Source organism: Rhizobium sp. BK418 (genome assembly GCF_004341105.1).
GTDB lineage: Bacteria > Pseudomonadota > Alphaproteobacteria > Rhizobiales > Rhizobiaceae > Rhizobium.
On the sequence record NZ_SLZK01000002.1, the window covers coordinates 875,141 to 891,617 of the forward strand.

The 16,477-nt window shown below is 58.2% G+C and carries 17 protein-coding genes and 1 tRNA gene; 13 read left to right on the plus strand and 5 right to left on the minus strand.

The window, feature by feature from the left end; all coding sequences use genetic code 11:
- Nucleotide 1 precedes the first annotated feature (1 nt).
- Nucleotides 2-1,027 carry a histone deacetylase family protein gene (locus EV281_RS10340; RefSeq protein WP_132652985.1) on the minus strand — a complete coding sequence of 342 codons (1,026 nt, stop codon included), beginning with the start codon at nucleotides 1,025-1,027 and terminating at the stop codon, nucleotides 2-4.
- Between the two features lie 151 nt (nucleotides 1,028-1,178).
- On the opposite strand from EV281_RS10340, the gene EV281_RS10345 reads away from it, so the two are divergent.
- Nucleotides 1,179-1,805: an HAD-IA family hydrolase gene (locus EV281_RS10345; RefSeq protein ID WP_132652986.1), complete on the plus strand. Its 627-nt coding sequence runs from the start codon at nucleotides 1,179-1,181 to the stop codon at nucleotides 1,803-1,805.
- Here EV281_RS10345 and EV281_RS10350 read toward each other — a convergent pair.
- The gene (locus EV281_RS10350) at nucleotides 1,787-2,305 is read right to left on the minus strand and encodes a GNAT family N-acetyltransferase (protein WP_132652987.1); all 519 of its coding nucleotides are present in this window, start codon (nucleotides 2,303-2,305) and stop codon (nucleotides 1,787-1,789) included. The two genes, EV281_RS10345 and EV281_RS10350, sit on opposite strands and share 19 nt — an antisense overlap.
- Nucleotides 2,306-2,335: 30 nt before the next feature.
- Nucleotides 2,336-2,905 carry an XRE family transcriptional regulator gene (locus EV281_RS10355; protein ID WP_132652988.1) on the minus strand — a complete coding sequence of 190 codons (570 nt, stop codon included), beginning with the start codon at nucleotides 2,903-2,905 and terminating at the stop codon, nucleotides 2,336-2,338.
- Between the two features lie 129 nt (nucleotides 2,906-3,034).
- On the opposite strand from EV281_RS10355, the gene tenA reads away from it, so the two are divergent.
- Both tenA and lepA read left to right on the plus strand, forming a co-directional pair.
- Nucleotides 3,035-3,733 carry a thiaminase II gene (gene tenA / locus EV281_RS10360; RefSeq protein ID WP_132652989.1) on the plus strand — a complete coding sequence of 233 codons (699 nt, stop codon included), beginning with the start codon at nucleotides 3,035-3,037 and terminating at the stop codon, nucleotides 3,731-3,733.
- Between the two features lie 76 nt (nucleotides 3,734-3,809).
- Nucleotides 3,810-5,642, plus strand: a complete 1,833-nt coding sequence (gene lepA / locus EV281_RS10365) for a translation elongation factor 4 (protein ID WP_132652990.1) — start codon at nucleotides 3,810-3,812, stop codon at nucleotides 5,640-5,642.
- Between the two features lie 69 nt (nucleotides 5,643-5,711).
- On the opposite strand, the gene EV281_RS10370 is transcribed toward lepA, so the two are convergent.
- Nucleotides 5,712-6,761: a GH25 family lysozyme gene (locus EV281_RS10370; RefSeq protein WP_132652991.1), complete on the minus strand. Its 1,050-nt coding sequence runs from the start codon at nucleotides 6,759-6,761 to the stop codon at nucleotides 5,712-5,714.
- Between the two features lie 182 nt (nucleotides 6,762-6,943).
- On the opposite strand from EV281_RS10370, the gene EV281_RS10375 reads away from it, so the two are divergent.
- Entirely contained in the window at nucleotides 6,944-7,237 is a 294-nt protein-coding gene (locus EV281_RS10375) for a SelT/SelW/SelH family protein (protein ID WP_132652992.1), read from the plus strand.
- A gap of 3 nt (nucleotides 7,238-7,240) precedes the next feature.
- Here EV281_RS10375 and EV281_RS10380 read toward each other — a convergent pair whose 3' ends face one another.
- A complete protein-coding gene (locus EV281_RS10380; RefSeq protein WP_132652993.1) occupies nucleotides 7,241-7,648 on the minus strand; it encodes a BA14K family protein in 408 nt (135 codons plus the stop codon).
- A 167-nt stretch (nucleotides 7,649-7,815) separates the two neighbouring features.
- Here EV281_RS10380 and EV281_RS10385 point away from each other — a divergent pair.
- The 9 genes from EV281_RS10385 (at nucleotide 7,816) to EV281_RS10425 (ending at nucleotide 16,441) form a co-directional block, all read left to right on the plus strand.
- Nucleotides 7,816-7,900: transfer RNA gene (locus tag EV281_RS10385), tRNA-Leu, on the plus strand.
- A 514-nt stretch (nucleotides 7,901-8,414) separates the two neighbouring features.
- Nucleotides 8,415-9,869, plus strand: a complete 1,455-nt coding sequence (locus tag EV281_RS10390; RefSeq protein WP_132652994.1) for an AMP-binding protein — start codon at nucleotides 8,415-8,417, stop codon at nucleotides 9,867-9,869.
- Nucleotides 9,866-10,954: an acyl-protein synthetase gene (locus EV281_RS10395; protein ID WP_132652995.1), complete on the plus strand. Its 1,089-nt coding sequence runs from the start codon at nucleotides 9,866-9,868 to the stop codon at nucleotides 10,952-10,954. The genes EV281_RS10390 and EV281_RS10395 overlap by 4 nt, the downstream gene beginning before the upstream one ends.
- The gene (locus EV281_RS10400) at nucleotides 10,938-12,146 is read left to right on the plus strand and encodes an acyl-CoA reductase (RefSeq protein WP_132652996.1); all 1,209 of its coding nucleotides are present in this window, start codon (nucleotides 10,938-10,940) and stop codon (nucleotides 12,144-12,146) included. Before EV281_RS10395 ends, EV281_RS10400 begins: the two co-directional genes overlap by 17 nt.
- 82 nt (nucleotides 12,147-12,228) lie before the next feature.
- A complete protein-coding gene (locus tag EV281_RS10405) occupies nucleotides 12,229-12,477 on the plus strand; it encodes an acyl carrier protein (protein ID WP_132652997.1) in 249 nt (82 codons plus the stop codon).
- Nucleotides 12,474-12,953, plus strand: a complete 480-nt coding sequence (gene fabZ / locus EV281_RS10410) for a 3-hydroxyacyl-ACP dehydratase FabZ (RefSeq protein WP_132652998.1) — start codon at nucleotides 12,474-12,476, stop codon at nucleotides 12,951-12,953. The genes EV281_RS10405 and fabZ overlap by 4 nt, the downstream gene beginning before the upstream one ends.
- A gap of 14 nt (nucleotides 12,954-12,967) precedes the next feature.
- Nucleotides 12,968-14,749: a thiamine pyrophosphate-binding protein gene (locus tag EV281_RS10415; RefSeq protein ID WP_132652999.1), complete on the plus strand. Its 1,782-nt coding sequence runs from the start codon at nucleotides 12,968-12,970 to the stop codon at nucleotides 14,747-14,749.
- A 14-nt stretch (nucleotides 14,750-14,763) separates the two neighbouring features.
- Nucleotides 14,764-15,795: an N-acetylneuraminate synthase family protein gene (locus tag EV281_RS10420; RefSeq protein ID WP_132653000.1), complete on the plus strand. Its 1,032-nt coding sequence runs from the start codon at nucleotides 14,764-14,766 to the stop codon at nucleotides 15,793-15,795.
- Nucleotides 15,796-15,805: 10 nt separating this feature from the next.
- Nucleotides 15,806-16,441, plus strand: a complete 636-nt coding sequence (locus EV281_RS10425) for a GNAT family N-acetyltransferase (RefSeq protein ID WP_132653001.1) — start codon at nucleotides 15,806-15,808, stop codon at nucleotides 16,439-16,441.
- Nucleotides 16,442-16,477: the final 36 nt, after the last annotated feature.

Below are 16,477 nucleotides of genomic sequence, written 5' to 3' on the forward strand. Positions count from 1 at the left end.
ATCAGGCTTCCAGGCCCTTGAGCACATTGGCGACGTTGAGGCCGATTTCCGGCACGCCGTAGCCACCTTCCATGCAGGTAACGACGGGCAGGCCGGCAGCGGAGATCATTTCACCCATACGGATGAAATCCTCCGATTTCAGCCTGAAGAAGGAGATCGGATCGCGTTCAAACGTATCGACGCCGAGGGCGACGACGATCGCTTCCGCGCCGAATGCCCTGATCCGCGAGAGCGCATCGGCAAGGGCTGCCGACCAGACCTCGAAACCGGTTCCGCGCGCCATCGGGTAATTGCGATTGACGCCCTCGCCCTTTCCTTCGCCGACTTCATCCGCATGGCCGAGGAAATAGGGAAAGGCGTGGACGGGATCGCCATGCAGCGACGCGGTAAAGACATCGCCGCGGCGATAGAAGAGGTCCTGCGTGCCATTGCCGTGATGAAAATCGACATCGAGCACGGCAACCTTTTTCGCACCGTGATCCAGAAGGCGCTGGGCAGCAACGCCGGAATTGTTGATAAAGCAATAGCCGCCGAAGAGATCGACGCCGGCATGATGGCCGGGCGGGCGACAGAGGGCGAAAGCGAAACGGCTGCCTGCGTTCAGCCAGTCCGCGCCCGTCACCGCACAACGCATCGAGGCAATAGCTGCCTCGTAGGACCCTTTGCTGATCGAGGTATCGGCCGCATTGGCATAATGGCCAATCGCGCCGACGATGTTTTCGGGCACACGCTGGCTTGTGCGGCGGACCGGAAAGGAATTGGCGATCGCCTCGCCCTTGTATCCCGCCGCCACCCAGCGATCCCAGACCGTCGCCAGGAACTCCAGGTAAGCCGGATCATGCACCTTGCATGCCGTTTCGAGGCCATGAGCTTCTGGCGCGACAACATCCGAGAAACCCGCCTCCTGCACTGCGGCGAGAATCCACTCCGCGCGGAAGGGCGCCTCGAAGGGCGTCACGAGCTGACCGTCATGCAGCTCCGTTTTCGCATCACGCAGCTTGTGGTCCTCGGAATAGATGACGCGCACAGTGTCCTCCGCAAATCAGCCTGTCATACTCAAGCCTTACACAGGCCGGCGCGAAGAAAAAAGCGCTGAACACGCCTTGATCGCTGCTGCTGATGACGCCACGTTCAAACCGATTTCAGAATGCGTCCCTTTTCCTCACGAGATTAAACCCATGAAAATCCTGATGGTCGATGTCGATGATGTGCTGGTTCACGGACGACCGACGGACGGTCTGCCTCACTTTACCTATCTCGAGCGTGATCTCGGCCTCTCCGCACCGTTGCTTCAGCAAGAGTTTTTCAAACCCTATTGGGCAGGGATCATCACGGGGAAGGAACCAATCGAACCTCGTTTGACGGACGTTCTCGACCGGATCGCGCCGCATCTTAGCGCCCAAACGCTGCTCGACTACTGGTTTGAAAACGACTCACGCCTGGACCGGCAGTTGCTTGCCGATCTGGCCCGCCTGAAGGACGAAGGCACGCTTCTTTACCTTCCCACCAATCAGGAGCATCGGCGCGCCGCCTATTTGCGTGACGTGCTTGAACTCGGGGCGCTTTTCGAGGGCATCTTCTATTCCGCAGCGCTTGGTACTCGGAAGCCCGAAAGCCATTTCTTTCGCCTTGTGACAGATGGCGTCGATGTGGCGCCGCATGAGATCGGCTTCATCGACGATGTCGAAGAGAATATTGCGGCCGCCACGCAATTCGGCTGGAAGGCATTGCATTGGACGCCGGCATCAGCGCTTGCCGATGCCATCGCCGCATTTACGGTGAATGCTCAGGCTACCCGCTTGTAGAAGAAGGTGGTGGCGCAAAGCCCACCTTCCGGCCACAGCGCGTAATCAGGGATAACGCCGACGCGCTCCCAGCCGAGCCGCGGGTAGATCGCTTCGGCATCGCTGCCGGTCGCGGTGTCCAACACGAGGATCGTCTTGCCGCGACGAGCCGCTTCCTGTTCGGCCATCTCCATCAGCAGACGCGCCAGGCCACGGCCGCGAGCGGAGCGATGGACGAGCAGCTTCTTCAAATCACCGCGATGCGGCTGGTTCGGCATCTGGGCCGCGCCGACCTGTACGGTGCCGACAATTTTGCCGTCGACTTCGGCGACCAGGAGCAGCGTGGCGTCATCTGCCACGGCTTCGGCGACGCTACGCCAGTAGGGTTCGGCATCTGCCAGCGTATACGGCTGCATAAAGCCGACCGAGGCGCCGCCGTTGACGCAATCGGCAAGCACCTCGCAAAGATCGGGAATGGCCGCGCGAGCTTCGGCGGCGGAGAGGCGGCGGATGGTCGGCATAAATATTCCCCTGATAGATAAGCGCGTGAACTAGCGGCCACCGTGATCCAGCACGACGCAATAGCGTGCCGGCACGTGACCTGGATTGTGAAAGGCATGGCCATCGCCAACCGGCATGAAGAGGCAATCGCCGGGCTTGAGGCGGTGAACGGTTTCGCCGACGGTCATTTCCAGCTCGCCATCGAAGAGCCAGACATGCTGGGTCATGCCGCGACTTGCGGCATGCGGCGGAAAGCTGACGCGGGCACCAGCGGGAAACTCGACATCGACGATATCGACATCGGAAGCCGTACCCGGCGGCGAGACGGCGCGGCGCATATAGCCCGTTTCGGGATCCCTCCAGACCTGCTGGTCCTGACGACGAGAAAGGGGCGAGGCCGCCTGCCCTTCGTCAGCGAAGAATTCCGACAATGACAGGCCGAGTGCGGCGCAGACCCTTGCCAGAAGCGAAGCCGTCGGGCTCGCCTCTGCGCGTTCGATACGGGAGATCATGGCGCGGCTCACACCGGAGGCAGTAGCGAGATCATCCAGCGTGAGGCCTTTTTCCAGCCGCAGCGTGCGGATGCGGATACCGATTGCCTGTTCGAGTTCCTGTTCCATTTTTCAATCCGTGATTCTACTATAAGAGAAATACACGATCTAATGATGGAATCAAGCCCTCGTGAGCAGCCTTGCTTTCACCACAGCGTCGTCGATATATGGCAGCGGCATTCAAGATCGGAGAGCAGCATGGACGGCATCACGCAGGGCACTGAGACGGTGGGAGGCTTTACGACTGCCGCCTGGGACCGGATCAAGCCCATCATGGCCGAGATCGAGCGATTGCCACTGCTGGAACGGCTCTCCGACGGCACGCTGCCGCCGGAAATCTTCCGTCACTACATCCTGCAGGACGCGATCTATCTGAAGCACTATGCCCGGTGCCTTGCCATCGTCGCCGCCAAAGCACCCGACAATGTGCAGGTGCTGCGCTTCCTCGGCTCAGCGCAGAAGGCGATCACCGTCGAGCAGGGCTTACATGCCGGCTTTCTCACGCAGTTCGGCATTTCAAGCGCGGACGTGACGGCTGCCGAGCCCTCGCCCTCCTGCTTCGCCTATACGAATTTCCTGCTGGCGACAGCCTATCACAGCTCCTACGCGGTTGCCCTTTCGGCCATCCTGCCCTGCTTCTGGATCTACTGGCATGTTGGCGAAGGCATCAAGAGCAGGCCGGCGATCGAGGGCAATGTGTTCCAGGCCTGGATCAACACCTATGGCGATCCGCAATTTGCGGCCGGCGCCCGCGAAGTGATCGCGCTGACGGATATCGCCGCCCGCGCCGCCTCGGCGACAGAGCGTCAGCAGATGATGGACGCCTTCGTGCGCGCCTCCCAATATGAATGGATGTTTTGGGATTCGGCCTGGCGGCTGGAGAAGTGGCCGGTCTGAGGACAGCTCGGCAGTCGGTGAAATAGGGTAAACCCCGGTATAATTACCGCTTTGCGGGCGATCTGCGCGCTGCTATATGGCGCGCATGAGCACCAATTCGACGACTCCGCTATCCCATATCCGCAACTTCTCGATCGTGGCCCACATCGACCACGGCAAATCGACACTTGCCGACCGCCTCATCCAGACGACCGGCGGCCTTGCCGAGCGCGAGATGTCCGAGCAGGTGCTCGACAATATGGATATCGAGCGTGAGCGCGGCATCACCATCAAGGCACAGACCGTGCGCCTTCACTACAAAGCGAAGGACGGCGAAACCTATGTACTGAACCTGATCGACACGCCCGGACACGTCGACTTCGCCTATGAAGTGTCGCGGTCGCTCTCGGCCTGCGAAGGTTCGCTGCTCGTCGTTGATGCGTCGCAGGGCGTTGAAGCCCAGACGCTGGCCAACGTCTATCAGGCGATCGACAACAATCACGAGCTCGTCACCGTTCTCAACAAGATCGACCTGCCGGCGGCCGAACCCGACCGCATCAAGGAACAGATCGAAGAAGTGATCGGCATCGATGCGTCCGAAGCGGTGCTGATCTCGGCCAAAACCGGTCTTGGCATCCCCGACGTGCTGGAAGCGATCGTCCACAAGCTGCCGGCGCCGAAAAGCCCCGGCGGCGAAAAGGCGCCGTTGAAGGCGCTGCTCGTCGACAGCTGGTACGACACCTATCTCGGCGTCATGGTTCTGGTGCGCGTCATCGATGGCGTACTGTCCAAGGGCCAGACGATCCGCATGATGGGCACGGATGCCAAGTATCAGGTGGAGCGCGTCGGCGTGCTGACGCCAAAGATGGTCAATGTGGACAGCCTCGGCCCAGGTGAGATCGGCTTCATCACCGCCTCGATCAAGGAAGTGGCCGATACGCGCGTCGGCGATACGATCACAGAAGACAAGCGCCCGACGACCGAGGCCCTGCCGGGCTTCAAGCCGGCGCAGCCCGTCGTCTTCTGCGGCCTGTTCCCGGTCGATGCGGCCGATTTCGAAGACCTGCGTGCGGCGATGGGCAAGCTACGCCTCAACGATGCATCCTTCTCCTTCGAAATGGAATCGTCGGCCGCTCTCGGCTTCGGCTTCCGCTGTGGCTTCCTCGGCCTCCTGCATCTCGAAATCATCCAGGAGCGCCTCGAGCGCGAATTCGACCTCGATCTAATCGCAACCGCTCCTTCCGTCGTGTATCAGCTGACGATGACCGACGGCAGCGAGCGTGAACTGCACAATCCGGCTGACATGCCGGATGTCGTCAAGATCGCCGAAATCCGCGAACCGTGGATCAAGGCCACGATCATGACGCCGGACGATTATCTTGGTGGCATTCTGAAACTCTGCCAGGACCGGCGCGGCATTCAGACCGAGCTGACCTATGTCGGCACCCGCGCTATGGTGACCTATGAGCTGCCGCTCAACGAAGTCGTCTTCGACTTCTATGATCGCCTGAAGTCGATCTCGAAGGGCTATGCTTCCTTTGACTATCACCTCGAAGGCTACCGCGAAGGCAATCTCGTGAAGATGTCGATCCTCGTCAACGGCGAGCCGGTCGACGCGCTTTCGATGCTTGTCCACCGCGCTGCGGCTGAAAAGCGCGGCCGCGACATGTGCGAGCGGCTGAAGGAACTGATCCCGAAGCACATGTTCAAGATCCCGATTCAGGCAGCGATCGGCAGCAACGTCATTGCCCGCGAAACCATCTCGGCGCTGCGCAAGGATGTGACGGCCAAGTGCTACGGCGGCGACGCCACCCGCAAGCGCAAACTTCTCGAAAAGCAGAAGGAAGGCAAGAAGCGCATGCGCCAGTTCGGCAAGGTGGAGATCCCGCAGGAAGCCTTCATCGCCGCGCTCAAAATGGGCGACGAGTAAACCGGGAGATCCGGAACTCCAGCATAGAATATGAAAGAAAAGGCTGGCCGCTGAGCCGGCCTTTTCCTTTTAGAGCCCGGCCACCCAGCGGTGCCATTCTTCCTCGCTGCCACGGAAGACATTGAGGTCGATGCGGCCTTCGACACCGTGCGAGAGGCCGGAGCCGGAATATTGCCAGAAGAGCCACTTGCGGTTCGGATAGACCTTCGAAGGATGCTGCGCGACCGCACGCAGCCAGAAGTGATGGTTCGGGAAGGCGCCTTCGAGATTGTCGGCATAGAAATCCGGAGCCGTGTAGATGATCGGACGCTTGCCATAGTAGCGCTCGATCTTGTCCATGAAGACCTGCATCTTTTCGAGCACGCGGGCGCGCGAAAGCTTGACCTTGCAGCTCGATTCGCCGTTCCATTCCACATCGATCACCGGCGGCAATGCGTCCGCATCGCGGGGGACGTTGCGGATGAACCAGTCGGCCTGTTCACCGGCTGTGCGGCACCAGTAGAAGAAGTGATAGGCGCCGCGCTTGATGCCGGCCTCCTTGGCGCCCCGCCAATTGGTCTTGAACATCGGATCCAGATGGTCGCCGCCATCCGTGGCCTTGATGAAGGCGAAATTCGCACCGCGGGTTCTGAGCGTTTCCCAATCGATGTTACCCTGCCAGCGGGAAACATCGACGCCGTGAACGGCGAGCTTACGCGGCGAGATCTTGCCGAAATTGATCGGCTTGGCATCGCGGAAACCATAGCCATAGACACGCGAGCGTCCGCGAGTCGGCGACTCGATGGCGGGTGCCGCCGCCATTGCGAGTTCGACAGGGCGTTCGCTCGGAACCGGCATTCCGGGCTGCGAAACAACTGAAGGCGTCATCGCCGAAAAGGCACGCGGCTCCGGCACGGGCGCTTCCCAGGCAAGGCTCGCCTGCGGTACCGCATCATCTCCATCAACCGCGGCGACGGTAGCCTGCGGCACAGGGGCCGGCGGCGGGGTGACGGAAGCCGTGATTTCCTTCGAAGGCTTCGGTGTGACGCCAGTGGCGAGGCTTTCCGGACCGGAAGCCGACGAGCAACCCGCCAGAGCGAGGCAGGCAACGAGGATCGCTGGGACAGCCGTGGAACGCATGAGCACCCGTACGCAAAATATGAACTAGGTGCTTCAGCCATTCCGTGAAAACACCAATCCGGAATAGCTAACGGAAAATTATCAAAAAAGACTGAATCCGAACTTTCGGTCCGCTGATTCGGCGTCAGCGGATTGCGGGGCCTCTCGCGAGTCCCTAGATCCCTTGAAAAAAGGAGCCTCCCATGACCGAGAAAGCCCGCGTCACCATCCTCTACTGCACCCAGTGCAACTGGCTGCTCCGCGCCGCCTGGATGGCCCAGGAACTGCTACAGACGTTCACTGATAGCCTTGGCGAGGTGGCCCTCATTCCCGGTACCGGCGGCAATTTCGAAATCCGCGTCAATGCCGATCTCGTCTGGGAGCGCAAGCGGGATGGCGGTTTTCCGGGGCCGAAGGAACTCAAACAGCGCGTGCGCGACATCATCGAGCCCAACCGCGATCTCGGCCATACCGACCGTGCCTCACTGGAAAGCTGACAGTCAGTTATAAGGCGAGTTGCAGGTCTTGTAGATGCCTTCATAGGTCAGGAAACGATCCGTACGCGGATTGTAGGAGCGATATTCGTTCCGGCACCATTGCTGATGGCGGGTCTGATTGTCAGCCGAAGGCTGCACCCGCTGCACCGGCGGCGGGTCGTAGGTCAGTCTCGGCGGCGGTGTGCCGGGCGGCTGATAATATTTCGGACCGACGGCATTCGGCGGGCGATAGTTCGGCTGGACATAGGCCGGGCGATGCCATTGTTGCGGACCGAAACCAAAACAGCCTCGATAATCGCAGATCGTTGATCGCGTATCGACTGGCCCAAGCGACGGCGAGGCGGCCCCGGCCTCAGCAACAGGCACCGCGGCAAGTAGACCGACAAGAAGAGCAGAGCGAAGGTCGAACATGACATGTTCCTTTCCGATATCTCTTATATAGGTCGGAGAAACAGGCCGCGCCATCCGCAGGGCACGCTGCCGATAAGAGACCTCATGAAGCTTTTTCACCCACTGTCAGCAAAACTTCAAAAACACTGTTGACAGCAAAGAGCCACCCCCTTACATGGCTCTCCGTCGCCCAGATGGCGGAATTGGTAGACGCGCAGGTTTCAGGTACCTGTGCCGCGAGGCGTGGAGGTTCGAGTCCTCTTCTGGGCACCATTTCCTTTCGAAATAGCTTGTTTTAAAATAGCTTTTGTCATGAAGCTGGCCAGAGCGGCCCGCTTCAACATTGCCACATATATGCCAATATGCTCCATTTCTATGGCTCCATGCGGATTCAGGTCTACATCATCGCCTTTCTTCTGAGCGCCATCATGTGGGGCGTGACGTTCGATGCTGCGCGCGACGCGTATCGCGCTGCGCATACGGCCGGGCTCATGCCCAATCTGCAAATCAAGCGTATGCTATTCTAGTCTCCAGTGCGATCCTAACTGCCATTCTTCAACAATTCGCCGTCCGTCCGTTCCACGCGGTGGTTTTGGCTTCATGGCGCGGGCATACTATAAGCGCGATATCTAATTAGGCTTATTGATTCGGGCACTCGCTCGATCAAGGTCTCTGGAACTGGTGCATGACATCCGCTTCCCGGTAGGGTCACGCGTTTGCGGCTACACGCCAAATCGGAGCCTTGTGGAAGGTGAGACGCTAAGGGCAGCTCTGAGTGAACCTCTCGATGATCTCATCCATCCAAAACATCTCTCGCCTGAGAGATAGCCTCTCGCTCCATGCGGACCGTATCCTGTTTCACTGCGATGATGGAACAAACCTCTCCTATTCGAGCCAAAACCACCTGAACGAAAATTCCGCATTTCGCGACACCCGTCGTCGGCTCGTGTTTTGCATGTGCGATAACGAGCCGGGTGGATTGTCGGGTTATCTCAGCCTGCTGTCCGTCGATGCTGTTCCGCTCATGCTCGGGACAAATCTAGCGCCTGCACTATTCCAGAACCTAGTATCAGCCTATCGCCCGGCTTTTGCGTGGCTTCCGGAGAAGCGCGTCAGTGAATTTGTCGATGGAAGGGTGTTGCTCTCTCATTTGGGATACAGCCTCGTCGCCTCCGCAGAGGATGAGACCTATCCCATGGATGAATCCCTGGCATTGCTGCTCAGCACGTCGGGCAGCACCGGCACACCGAAATTCGTCCGACTTTCGCACGACAACATGCTCAGCAATGCCGCTGCAATCGGGCGATATCTCGATATCACGGCCGACGAACGTCCGATCACGACGCTGCCGCCCAGCTATTCTTTTGGCCTTTCGATTCTGCATAGCCACATACTGGCGGGCAGCACGATCGCGCTGACAAACAGGACCTTTTTTGATCGAGGCTTTTGGGACTTCCTGAAGTCGGCCGGGGCAACCAGCTTCGGCGGTGTGCCCTATCACTTTGAAATGCTAAAGAAATTGCGCTTCCACTTGATGGATCTGCCAAGCCTTAAGACATTGACGCAAGCCGGTGCGCGCATGGAGCCGGAACTGACGCGGGAGTTTGCTGAACACTGCGAGCGCAAGGGTATCCGTTATTTCAGCATGTATGGACAAACGGAGGCGACTGCCCGCATGTCCTATCTGTTGCCCGAGAAAACGCAGGCAAAAGCCGGCAGCATTGGACAACCGATCCCAGGCGGTGAGTTCTGGCTGGAAAACGAAGACGGAGAAATAATCGAAGGTCCGGGCGTGGCTGGCGAGCTCGTCTATCGGGGCCGCAATGTTTCAATGGGGTATGCCGAAGGATATCAAGACCTTGCGCTCGGCGATCAGCGCGATGGTGTTTTGCGCACCGGAGACGTTGCTTGCAGAGATTCAGACGGAGATTATTACATCGTTGGCCGTTTGAAGCGCTTCCTCAAGATGTTCGGTCATCGGATCAACCTGCAGGATGTCGAGGCGCAATTGCTGGCTGCCGGTCACACCGTTATTTGCGCCGGCCAGGACGATATGCTTGAGGTGTATATTCCTCAAGGTTCAGGCGAGGCAGGCAAGCTAATCAAGAGCAAAGTCGCCTCGGATTTCGGAATCAATCCAAAGGCAGTCAGCGTCTATGCGATCGCCGAAGTGCCACGAAGTGATGCCGGAAAAATTCTATATAGCCAGCTCAAGCTGCTCGCAGGAAACGCGCTCATATGAGTGGACCAGATCATTCTCACTGGCTTAATCTCGAGCCCTATTCGTTGAATGCTGCTGAAAAATCCCATTCGTTCACGCAGGCAATGCGCGATCTGACCGAATGGCATCGCGGTCGCTGTGGGGAATACAGCCGTATCCTCGATATCGTCTACGATGGGCAAGAGCAGGTGGACGAGCCGGAAGACGTTCCGTTCATACCGGTCCGCCTGTTCAAAGAACTCGATCTGATGAGTATCGAGAAGGACCAGATTTTCAAGACGATGACATCGTCGGGCACGTCCGGCCAACAGGTATCGCGTATCTATCTCGACAAGGAGACAGCGGCGCTGCAGAGCAAGGTGCTCTCCCGGCTGATGGCCGAGCTCCTTGGCAAGAAGCGCTTGCCGATGCTGGTCATCGATTCACCGAGCGTTCTGCGCAACAGAAACGCCTTTTCGGCCCGCGGCGCCGGCATACTCGGCTTTTCCTTTTTCGGCCAGGACGTGACCTATGCGCTCAACGATGAGATGCAGCTCGATCTACCGGCCATCGAAGCCTTTCTCGAACGCCACCCGAATCAGCCAATTTTTCTGTTCGGCTTTACCTTCATGATCTGGCAGCATTTCTACGCGCCGTTGAAAGCCTTAGGAAAACGCCTTGCGCTCGACAATGGCATCGTACTGCATGGCGGTGGATGGAAGAAGCTGCAGGATCAGGCCGTCGGCAATAGGGAGTTCCGGGCGGCCATTTCCGAATGTACGGGCATCGACAGGATCGTAAATTATTACGGGATGGTCGAGCAAACCGGGTCGATCTTTCTCGAATGCGAGGAAGGTCATCTCCACGCGCCGATCTACGCCGATGTCATTATTCGCGATCCCACCGACTTTCAGCCATTGGAAGCCGGAAGCAACGGCTTGATTGAGGTGATGTCCCTCATCCCCCGCAGCTATCCCGGACATGCGCTGCTGACGGAGGATATCGGCCGGATCGAAGGCGAGGATAACTGCCCATGCGGCCGACTCGGCAAATATTTCTCTGTGGCCGGTCGCGTCGCCAAGGCCGAGGTCAGAGGCTGCAGCGACACATATGAAGCAAATTCCTGAACTACCCGTCACGCTTCGCGTTGGTGATGCCTTAAGTGTGCTGGAATGCAGACCGCTGCCACCCTATTCGGAGCAGGCGGTGAACTTCCTATCGGCTCTTTCAAAAGCGCTGCTGGCTTTGCCTGCAAGCCGCCAATATCCCGATATCGCGACATTCGCCTATTGGTGCAGGTCGGCAAATCTCGCAAGGATGTCTCGCGATTTCGGCAAGCAATATCCGCGCCTTGGCCGCGGCCTGGTGTTGCACATCGCACCCGCCAACGTTCCCGTCAATTTTGCCTTTTCCTTTGCCTTCGGACTGCTCGCCGGCAACGCCAATATCGTGCGCATTCCGGAAGCCGACTTTCCGCAGGTCGAGATCATCTGCGATGAGATCAACAGGCTTTTCGCCATGTCGGAGCATAGCAGGATCGGCGCAATGAACCGCCTGATTCGCTATCCGCGCAGCGACGAGATTACCGGAATCCTTTCGGCCCATTGCCAGGCGCGTCTGCTATGGGGGGGCGATGCGACGATAACCCATCTGCGGAAACTTCCCACGCATCCGCGCGGCGTCGATATTGCCTTTGCCGACCGCTATTCATTCTGCCTGATGAACCCTGCGGCTGTTGTCGACGCGGATGACCGGGAGATAACCGAACTTACCAGAGGTTTCTTCAACGATACGTTCCTTCTCGATCAGAATGCCTGCTCATCTCCGCATCTCGTCATCTGGCAGGGAAATGAAGCGCAGGCCGAACGAGCCAAGGATCGATTCTGGTCGGCCATGGCCGAGTATCTGCAAGAGCGCTACAACATTGCACCCGTCCACGCCGTCGACAAGTTCGTCAATCTTTGCCGGGCGGCCAATACGCTGTCGGAAGCAACCGGCAGCAGGCGGCACGACAACCTGATCTATCGCGTCAGCCTGAACGCGCTGCCTGCCGATATCGAACGCCACCGTGGCCAGTACGGCTTCTTCTACGAATATATCACCGAGGATTTAAGCTGCTTGTCCGAGATCGTCGGTGAACGCTACCAGACGCTGACAAGCTTCGGTGTCGACCGGGATGGCCTGGTTCAGCAAATTATCGAACAGGGATTGACGGGTATCGATCGTATCGTGCCGGTCGGCAAGGCACTGGACATGGGTGTCATCTGGGACGGCTACAATCTCGTTCAGGAACTGTCGCGGATCGTCAGTACAGCCTAGCGCAAGGCAGGCGCGACATAGTCGGTCTGAACGTTCAGATCTCCGATGTGATCCGAACGCCTTTGAGCGAGGAAATCAGACTATGAGCAACCGCGAGAAATATCAGGCGGCTTTCACCGAAACCTTCATGCTGGAGCCCGGAAACCTGGGAAATCTGAGATATCAAGAGACCGCAGCCTGGGACAGTGTCGGCCACATGGCTCTGATGGCGGCGCTTGAGGAGACTTTCGGCATCGAGATGGACATCGATGATATCATCGAATTCTCCAGCTACGAGACCGGTCAGGTAATTCTCGCCAAATACGACGTCATCATCGAGCAGGCGGCATGAGCGGCGAACCGAGTTCGATCGCCTTCGACATCAACGGCATCATCCGCCACCAACGGAACCGCTATCCGGTCCTTCTGATCGATCGCGTCACCGCGGTCGATCCGGGCAAGAGCGCCTCCGCCGTGAAGTGCTACACCTACAATGAATGGTTCTTCCCCGGTCACTTTGACGATGAGCCGAACGTACCGGGCTTCGTGCAGATCGAGTCGTTGACGCAAACATTCATCATGACCTTCCTCTGCATGGAGGAATATAAGGGCATGAAAACGAACTTCGTCTCGGTCAACAACGTGAAGTTCAAGCGCAAGATCGTTCCTGGCGATGTGCTGAAGATCGACGCGACGCTGAATTCCTTCAAACGCGGCCTTGCCATGGGCTCTGTCCAAAGCTTCGTCGATGGCGAACCTGCCTGCAGTGCAGATCTAGTCGTCGCCATTCCGGAAATCCTGGACCGGTTCAAGCCCCGCACCGCCTGAGATGTTTTGATACGATGAGAGTTGCCGATTACATAATGCAGCGCCTCTCGCAAGCGGGGATCGGGTATGTCTTCCTTGTCACCGGGCGCGGAGCACTCTTCCTGACTGATGCGCTGGCAAAGCATACCGAGATCAACGCGGTTTCCGTACACCACGAACAGTCTGCTGCCTTCGCAGCGGTCGCCTATGCACACGAGACTCACGGCATCGGCGCCTGCCTCGTGTCAACTGGCTGTGCCTCGACCAACACGCTGACCGGCGTTCTCTCGGCGTGGCAGGATGGCATTCCCTGTATCTTCATCTCTGGCCAGAACATCCTGAAAGAGACAAGCCGTTACACCGGCATTCCGTTGCGCACTTTCGGACAGCAGGAAGCCGACATCATCTCGATCGTGCAGCCGATCACCAAATATGCCCGCATGATCACCTCCGGCGAGGAGATCGTCGAGGCCATGGAGACGGCGCTGGCACTTGCGAATTCCGGCCGCAAAGGCCCAGTCTGGATCGATGTGCCGCTCGACCTGCAGAGCGCACAGATCGATCCGGAGAAAATTCCGCTGCCCGATCTGACGCAGGTCCTTCCAACCGCATCGACCGACGATATCGAAAACGTGACGGCCGCACTTGCCGAGGCGAAGCGCCCAGTCGTCTTAATCGGCAGCGGCGTACGCTCCAGCGGCGCGGAGGCGGAATTCCGACAATTCGTCGAAAGCCGCAACATTCCAGTGACATTCGCGGCCTCGGCACCTGACACCTACGGCAGCGCCAATGTGCTTTCGATCGGATCGGTCGGCTCGATGGGCTGTTCGCGCGCAGGCAACTTTACCGTACAGAACGCCGATCTGCTGCTCGTGCTGGGATGCCGCCTGACATCACTGACGACAGGGCCGGATTTTTCCAAATTCGCCCGCGCCGCAAAGGTCATCGTGGTCGATATCGATGCCGTCGAGCACGACAAGGAAACGGTCCGAATCGACCGGTTCATCAACGGAGAGCTCGCTGATTTCCTGAAGCGGCTGAATGAGACACAAGGCACATCCGCCGACCCGGTCTGGATCGCCAAATGCCAGCACTGGAAGGCCATATTTTCAAGTGTCGAGCCGGCTTTTACCGATTCCGAACGCGTCGACCTCTACGAACTTGCGGCCTGCCTGACCGAGCTTATGCCGAAACCATCGACACTGGTCACCGATTCCGGACTGAACGAAGTCATTCTGCCAACCAACATGCAATTCTCTGATGGGATGACCTGTGTGCACCCTGCAATGCAAGGCGCGATGGGCTTTGCGCTGCCTGCCGCAATCGGCGCCTACTATGCCAGTGGCCAACCAGTAATCGCCGTGATCGGCGACGGCTCGATCATGATGAACCTGCAGGAACTGGAGACGATCCGCTACAACAAGCTGCCGATCAAGATCATCGTCATCAACAACAACGTCTATTCGATCATCAGGCGGCGCCAGCGGGATCTCTTCCGCAAGCGTGTAATCGGAACCGACCCGGCTAACGGCGTCAGCTGCCCCGAATTCTCAAAGGTCGCAGACTGCTTCGATCTCGACTACATCCGCATCGAGAGCCCGCAAGAGCTCCATGTCGGCATCAGAGACCTACTGCAGCGAGATCGGCCGGTACTCTGCGAGATTATGGGTCGCGACGATCAGGAATATATCGAGCTTGGCCAGACGCGCAGCGAAGTGGACAAGCGTTTTGTCCGCCGCCCGCTGGAGGATCAAATTCCATTCCTCGACCGCGACCTCTTCCTCTCAGAAATGGTCATTGATCCCATCGACCAGTAAGCAGCGAGCACATCATGGCAACGATCACCCTTCGCAGCGGCCGCGTCATTGGCGACTATCTCGCCCCCTATGTCATTGCCGAACTGAATACCAGCCATTTCGGCGACCTGACGATCGCACGATCAATGATCGACCATGCTAAGGAAGCCGGCTGCGACTGCGTAAAGTTCCAATCGTGGAGCACCGATTCGCTTTATGCCAGCAGCTACTATCGCGAAAACGCGATTGCAAAGCGCATCGTCAACAAGTTTGCGCTGACTGACGAGAAGCTCGCCGAACTTGCCGAATATGCTGGCAAGATTAGCATCGATTTTGCCTCGACCCCCTACTCGCGCGCCGAGGCTGCTTTCCTAGTTGAAACATGCAAGGTGCCCTTCATCAAGATCGCCTCGATGGAGTTGAATAACCTGTCTTATCTCACCTATCTTGGCAGCTTGGGAACACCGTTGATCCTGTCGACGGGGATGGGTACGCTTGAGGAGATTGTCAGCGCGGTTGCTGCTATCGAAGCAACCGGCAACAGACAGATCATCATCTTACATTGCACATCGGTTTATCCGGCCCCGCCGGAAACGATCCGGCTACAGAACATCCTCGGCTTGCGCAGCGAATTCCCAAACTATCCGATCGGCTATTCCGACCACAGCGTCGGTATCGAGATTCCAGCCGCTTCAATCGCGCTCGGCGCCTGCGCGATCGAGAAGCACTTTACTCTGGATAGCTCGCGCATTGGCATGGACAACCAGATGGCCACCGAACCTGATGAAATGAAGCGGATGATCGAGGCGTGCCGCTCGGTACATGCGGCGCTTGGAGGAACTGGTCGCATTCTTAATCCTTCGGAAAAGGACCAGATTCCAAAGATGCGTCGCAGCGTCATCAGTGCGCGCGCGCTCAAGATGGGCGAAGTGCTCACCGCCGACGATCTCGACGCCAAGCGACCGGGCACCGGCATTGCTCCTACCGAACTGCACACACTCATTGGCAAGCGGATGAAGACCGATCTCGCGGCAGACGAGGTCATCCTGCCGGACCATTTTGAATAGGGGCAGCCGGATGAACGAGACCCAGCAGTATATCCACGACATCGTGCACAATAAGATCACGGCCGTCATCGACCTGAAGGACGAGGCAGGAGAGGTGATCGGCAAGCTCGTGCCACTGACTATCCGGCATCTCGACGATCACGATGTCATCGAAAAGATGACGGAATGGCGCAATGCGAACATGGGTTTCTTCCTGACGCATTTCACAGCGACGGCGGAGCGCACACGTAACTGGCTCGCCAATGTCGTCTTTAAGAACCCGACACAGCTGATGTTCCTGATTTATTCACAAGACCAATTGATCGGCCATTTCGGCTTCAAGGATCTTAGGGATGACGAGGTGCTGCTCGACAACGCCATGCGCGGCGAACGTGGCGGACATCCGAAACTGCTGCCTGTCGCCGGCAGAACGCTGATCGACTGGCTCTTCGAGAAAACGAAGGTCAGTACGGTCTACGGCTACGTGCTGACGACCAATGCCGCCGCGATCATGCTGAACCGCGCAATGGGTTTCGGCCTATGGGAGAAATACCCACTGATCAAGTCCGACCACAATGGGGAAGCGCGTTGGGACATCGGGAAAAAGGGCGAGGTCAGCAACGACAATTCCTATTGCTACAGGGTCGAAGCCACCCGCAAGGGCTGAGGCACGAAGTCACCCGAGATATTCGCTATCCAAGCA

Bases quoted from the DNA above. Each gene is read 5' to 3' on its own strand.
- tenA (WP_132652989.1), top strand. From the start codon at position 3,035: ATGGACGGCATCACGCAGGGCACTGAGACGGTGGGAGGCTTTACGACT.
- EV281_RS10400 (WP_132652996.1), top strand. From the start codon at position 10,938: ATGAAGCAAATTCCTGAACTACCCGTCACGCTTCGCGTTGGTGATGCC.
- EV281_RS10425 (WP_132653001.1), top strand. From the start codon at position 15,806: ATGAACGAGACCCAGCAGTATATCCACGACATCGTGCACAATAAGATC.
- fabZ (WP_132652998.1), top strand. From the start codon at position 12,474: ATGAGCGGCGAACCGAGTTCGATCGCCTTCGACATCAACGGCATCATC.
- EV281_RS10415 (WP_132652999.1), top strand. From the start codon at position 12,968: ATGAGAGTTGCCGATTACATAATGCAGCGCCTCTCGCAAGCGGGGATC.
- EV281_RS10375 (WP_132652992.1), top strand. From the start codon at position 6,944: ATGACCGAGAAAGCCCGCGTCACCATCCTCTACTGCACCCAGTGCAAC.
- EV281_RS10380 (WP_132652993.1), bottom strand. From the start codon at position 7,648: ATGTTCGACCTTCGCTCTGCTCTTCTTGTCGGTCTACTTGCCGCGGTG.
- EV281_RS10350 (WP_132652987.1), bottom strand. From the start codon at position 2,305: ATGCCGACCATCCGCCGCCTCTCCGCCGCCGAAGCTCGCGCGGCCATT.
- lepA (WP_132652990.1), top strand. From the start codon at position 3,810: ATGGCGCGCATGAGCACCAATTCGACGACTCCGCTATCCCATATCCGC.
- EV281_RS10390 (WP_132652994.1), top strand. From the start codon at position 8,415: ATGATCTCATCCATCCAAAACATCTCTCGCCTGAGAGATAGCCTCTCG.
- EV281_RS10420 (WP_132653000.1), top strand. From the start codon at position 14,764: ATGGCAACGATCACCCTTCGCAGCGGCCGCGTCATTGGCGACTATCTC.
- EV281_RS10355 (WP_132652988.1), bottom strand. From the start codon at position 2,905: ATGGAACAGGAACTCGAACAGGCAATCGGTATCCGCATCCGCACGCTG.
- EV281_RS10345 (WP_132652986.1), top strand. From the start codon at position 1,179: ATGAAAATCCTGATGGTCGATGTCGATGATGTGCTGGTTCACGGACGA.
- EV281_RS10370 (WP_132652991.1), bottom strand. From the start codon at position 6,761: ATGCGTTCCACGGCTGTCCCAGCGATCCTCGTTGCCTGCCTCGCTCTG.
- EV281_RS10395 (WP_132652995.1), top strand. From the start codon at position 9,866: ATGAGTGGACCAGATCATTCTCACTGGCTTAATCTCGAGCCCTATTCG.
- EV281_RS10405 (WP_132652997.1), top strand. From the start codon at position 12,229: ATGAGCAACCGCGAGAAATATCAGGCGGCTTTCACCGAAACCTTCATG.